Origin of the sequence: Streptomyces sp. SID5785, from assembly GCF_009870065.1 — a bacterium.
Taxonomy (GTDB): domain Bacteria; phylum Actinomycetota; class Actinomycetes; order Streptomycetales; family Streptomycetaceae; genus Streptomyces.
Genome location: NZ_WWIA01000379.1, coordinates 1 through 4,523 on the forward strand (window position 1 = coordinate 1; position 4,523 = coordinate 4,523).

At 73.1% G+C, this 4,523-nt stretch carries 4 protein-coding genes; all 4 read right to left on the reverse strand.

Translation table 11 applies throughout. The annotated features are described in order from the left end of the window. Positions 1-72: 72 nt before the first annotated feature. A complete protein-coding gene (locus GTW43_RS12540) occupies positions 73-588 on the reverse strand; it encodes a DUF4240 domain-containing protein (RefSeq protein ID WP_161301738.1) in 516 nt (171 codons plus the stop codon). A gap of 79 nt (positions 589-667) precedes the next feature. Then, the gene (locus GTW43_RS12545) at positions 668-1,657 is read right to left on the reverse strand and encodes a WYL domain-containing protein (RefSeq protein ID WP_161301735.1); all 990 of its coding nucleotides are present in this window, start codon (positions 1,655-1,657) and stop codon (positions 668-670) included. Positions 1,658-1,664: 7 nt separating this feature from the next. Next, positions 1,665-2,417 carry a VOC family protein gene (locus GTW43_RS12550; protein ID WP_161301736.1) on the reverse strand — a complete coding sequence of 251 codons (753 nt, stop codon included), beginning with the start codon at positions 2,415-2,417 and terminating at the stop codon, positions 1,665-1,667. 96 nt (positions 2,418-2,513) lie between these two features. Then, positions 2,514-4,523: pyruvate dehydrogenase (acetyl-transferring), homodimeric type (aceE, locus tag GTW43_RS12555; RefSeq protein WP_161301737.1), on the reverse strand; the 2,010-nt coding region annotated here is incomplete at its 5' end.

Sequence of the window (4,523 nt, forward strand, 5' to 3'; positions counted from 1 at the left end):
CAGCGGCTTCGCCGCGGGGCGCGACCAGCCCCACCGGCGTGCACCCGGCGACCAAACCATGCATGCCCGGCGCTAGCCGAACCGCTCCGTCAGGCGCGGGTACAGCCGTGCCAGCGCGCCGTCGTCCTCGAAGTCCACCGGCGTCCCCTCCGGCTCGGCCGGCGCCGCAGGCAGGCCGAGATCGGCGGCGACGCCCCCGGTGAGCTCCTCGTACGCCTCGTCCGCCGCGTACCCGAGCTCCTCCCCGTCCCCGTCCACCTCCTCGTCGAACTCGCGGAGCGACTCCGCCAGCGAGTCGGGATCGTGCAGCGCCCCCTCGAAGATCTCCCGGCCCTGCCCGATCAGCCAGCACCGGAAGTAGTCGAACGCGTCGTCGCTCGCCCCGCCGAGCAGCACGGACGCGGCGCCCCACAGGTCCCACCGGTACGCGCGGTTGTAGCGGGACTCGAAGTGCCGGGCGAAGTCGAGCACGCCCTCGGGATCGAGCCGCAGCAGCCGGTCGACGAGCAGCTCGGCGTGGTCCTCGGGGTCGCCCCCGGCGGCCTCGCGGGTGCTGTCCACGATCTCCCAGAACTCCGTCTCGTCCATCACGGGACAAGCATCTGCCCTGCACCGCAGGGGCGCACGCCGAGTGCGCGAACTCGTCGGAACAGCACATGCCACCGGCTCACGCGTACCGCGCGGCCGCCGCCCGCGCCGCCGTCGCGCACCGCTCCCGCAGCTCCGCGGGCGCCACCACCTCCACCTCCGGGCCGAGCGCCAGGAGCTGCGTGAACGCGACGTCCCACGACTCGACCGGCAGCGTCACGGTCACCGTCCCCGCCGCGTCCGCGGGCCCCGCAGCGGCCACCGCCTCGCGCGCCGCCGCCGCGTCCGTCACCTCCGGCAGCCGCCGCACCCCGGCCGCCGTCAGCCGCAGCACGACCGTGTCCCGCAGGATCGACCGGGCGAACTGCGCCGCGCGCTCCGCCCAGAACGCGGGCAGGTCGAAGTCGCCGTCCCGCACGAAGGGACCGCCGGGCTCGACGGACTCCAGCCGGTCGAGCCGGTACACCCGCAGCGGGTCCGCCGACCCGTCCCGCACCCGCGCCGCGAGATACCAGACGCCCGCCTTCAGGACGAGCCCGTACGGTTCCAGCTCGCGCTCCACCCGCACCGGCTCCCGGTCGCCCGAACCCCGCAGATACCCGACCCGGACCACCCGGTCCTCCCACACCGCCCCGGCCACCACCGCGAGCAGCTCGGGCGTGTGCGGCTCGTGGAACCAGCCCGGCGCGTCCAGATGGAACCGCTGCGCGGCCGTCCGCGACGCGTCCCGCAGCGCCGGCTGCAACGCCGCCGACACCTTCAGCCGGGCCGCCGACGCCGCGTCCTCGAGCCCCATGTCACGCAGCGCGCCCGGCACCCCGGACAGGAACAGCGCCTCCGCCTCACCGCGCGCGAGCCCGGTCAGCCGGGTGCGGTAGCCGCCGATCAGCCGGTAGCCGCCGGCCCGGCCCCGGTCCGCGTAGACCGGGACACCGGCCTCGGAGAGGGCCTGCGCGTCGCGTGTGACGGTGCGCTCGGACACCTCCAGCTCCCGGGCCAGCTCCGCGGCGGTCATGCCGGGGCGGGCCTGGAGCAGCAGGACCATCTTGATCAGCCGGGCGGCACGCATGCCGTCATCATGACGCAGCGCGCAGCACCGAGAAGGCCGCTCCCTGCGGATCCGTGAGGAGCGCGAAGCGGCCCGCCGGGGTGTCCCGCGGCTCCACGACCGTCTGCCCGCCCGCCTCGGTGCAGCGTGCGGCCGTCGCGTCGGGGTCGGTCACGGCGACGTACAGGTTCCACTGCGAGGGCCCCTGCGGGACGTCCCCGGCCGACATGTCGACCATGCCGCCGAACGGCTCGTCCGCCACCGTCCAGTCCAGGCAGCCGTCGTGGCGGCGCGTGCCCCAGCCGAGCACCGACTGGTAGAAGTCCACGGCGCCGCCGGGGTCCCGGGTCAGAAGCTCGAACCAGGTGAAGCTGCCCGGCACGTTCACCGTCTGGAACCCGGCGTGCTCCAGCGGCTCCCACAGCCCGAAGGCCGCGCCCGCCGGATCCTGGCAGACCGCGAGCCGGCCCCGGTCCCCGACGCCCGACGGTCCGGACACCACGCGCCCGCCGTTGCCGCCGACCCGTGCGGTGACCGCGTCGACCCCGCTGGACTGGAAGTACGGCAGCCAGGCCGCGGGCTGCTGCGGCATCCGGACCGGGCCGACGCCCGCGACCTGCGGCCCCGTGGCGTCCAGGGCGAAGACCGCCGGGCCGCCCGCGTCCGTGCCGGGCTCGGTGCGCCAGCCGAACAGGGCCTCGTAGAACAGCGCCGCCGCGGCCGTGTCGGTCGTCGCCAGGCTTGCCCAGCAGGGTGCGGACGGAGTCTTGGAGATCTTCACGGGACGCCTCCGGACAGCGGTCTGACCCGTCCATTCAACGTCGCGTGCCCCGCCCCGGCAATCCGGGACGGGGCACGCGCGCACGGGCGGAGGGGCCTACAGGCCGTAGCGCTCGCGCGCCTCCTTCACGGCCGTCGCCTTGACCTCGCCGCGGCGGGCGAGCTGGGCGAGCGCCGCGACGACGATCGACTCGGCGTCGACGCCGAAGTGGCGGCGGGCGTCCTCACGGGTGTCGGAGAGGCCGAAGCCGTCCGCACCGAGCGAGGTGTAGTCCTGCTCGACCCACTGCGCGATCTGGTCGGGGACCTGACGCATGTAGTCGGACACGGCCAGGACCGGGCCCTGCGCCCCGGCGAGCGCCTGACGGACGAACGGGATCCGCTCCTCGCCCCGGAGCAGCGCCTCGTCGGCCTCGAGGGCGTCACGGCGCAGCTCGGTCCACGAGGTGGCCGACCAGACGTCGGCGGCGACGCCCCACTCCTCGGCGAGCAGCTGCTGCGCCTTGAGCGTCCAGTGGATCGCCGTGCCGGAACCGACGAGGTTGATCCGCGGGGCGTTCGCCGCCGGCGACAGCCCGGCGGTCTCCGCCGTGTTGAACCGGTAGAGGCCCTTGATGATCGCCTCGTCCAGACCGGCCACGGACGGCTTCGCCGGCTGCGGCATCGGCTCGTTGTAGACGGTCAGGTAGTAGAAGACGTCCTGGTCCTCGCCCGGCTTGGCCTCGCCGTACATACGGCGCAGGCCTTCCTTCATGATCGTGGCGATCTCGTAGGCGAAGGCCGGGTCGTACGACAGGGCCGCCGGGTTGGTCGCCGCGATCATCGGCGAGTGGCCGTCCGCGTGCTGGAGGCCCTCACCGGTCAGCGTCGTGCGACCGGCGGTGGCGCCGACGACGAAGCCGCGGCCCATCTGGTCGGCGAGCTGCCAGAACTGGTCGCCGGTGCGCTGCCAGCCGAACATCGAGTAGAAGATGTACAGCGGGATCATCTGCTCGCCGTGCGTCGAGTACGACGTGGCGGCGGCGATGAAGTCGGCCAGCGAGCCCGCCTCGTTGATCCCCTCGTTGAGGATCTGGCCCGACTCGGACTCCTTGTAGTACATGAGCTGGTCGCGGTCGACCGGGTCGTACGTCTGGCCCTTGGGCGAGTACAGGCCCAGCGACGGGAACAGCGACTCCATGCCGAAGGTGCGCGCCTCGTCGGGGATGATCGGCACCCAGCGCTTGCCGGACGTCTTGTCCCGTACGAGGTCCTTCAGGAGCCGTACGAGCGCCATGGTCGACGCCACGGACTGGGTGCCGGAGCCCTTGTCGAACGACGCGAACGCCTTGTCGGCGGGCGCGGGCAGCGGCGCGAGCGGCTGCGTACGGCGGGCCGGGGCGGGACCGCCCAGGGCGGCACGGCGCTCGGCGAGGTAGCGCAGCTCGGGCGAGCCCTCGGCGGGACGCGCGTACGGCACGACGCCGTCCACGAAGTCGCTGTCCGAGATCGGGAGGTCAAGGCGGTCGCGCATGTCCTTGAACTCGTCGACCGTCAGCTTCTTCATCTGGTGGTTGGCGTTCTTGGACTCGAAGCCCTTGCCGAGCGTGATGCCCTTGACGGTCTGCGTCAGGATGACCGTCGGCGCGCCCTTGTGCTCGACGGCCGCCTTGTACGCCGCGTACACCTTGCGGGGCTCGTGGCCGCCGCGCGAGACGTGGAAGCACTCGGAGATCTTGTCGTCGGACAGGACCTTGGCGAGCTCGACGAGCGCCGGGCTCGTACCGAAGAAGTTCTCGCGGATGTAGGCGACGTCACGCGTCTGGTACGTCTGGAACTGGGCGTCCGGGACCTCACGGAGCCGCTCCAGGAGCGCGCCGGTGGTGTCGAGCTGGAACAGCTCGTCCCACGCGTTGCCCCACATCGACTTGATGACGTTCCAGCCGGAGCCGCGGAACTGCGCCTCGAGCTCCTGCACGACGCGGAAGTTCGGGCGGACCGGGCCGTCCAGGCGCTGCAGGTTGCAGTTGATGACGAAGGTCAGGTTGTCGAGACCCTCGCGGGCGGCGAGCGTGAGCGCCGAGGTCGACTCGGGCTCGTCCATCTCGCCGTCGCCGAGGAAGGCCCA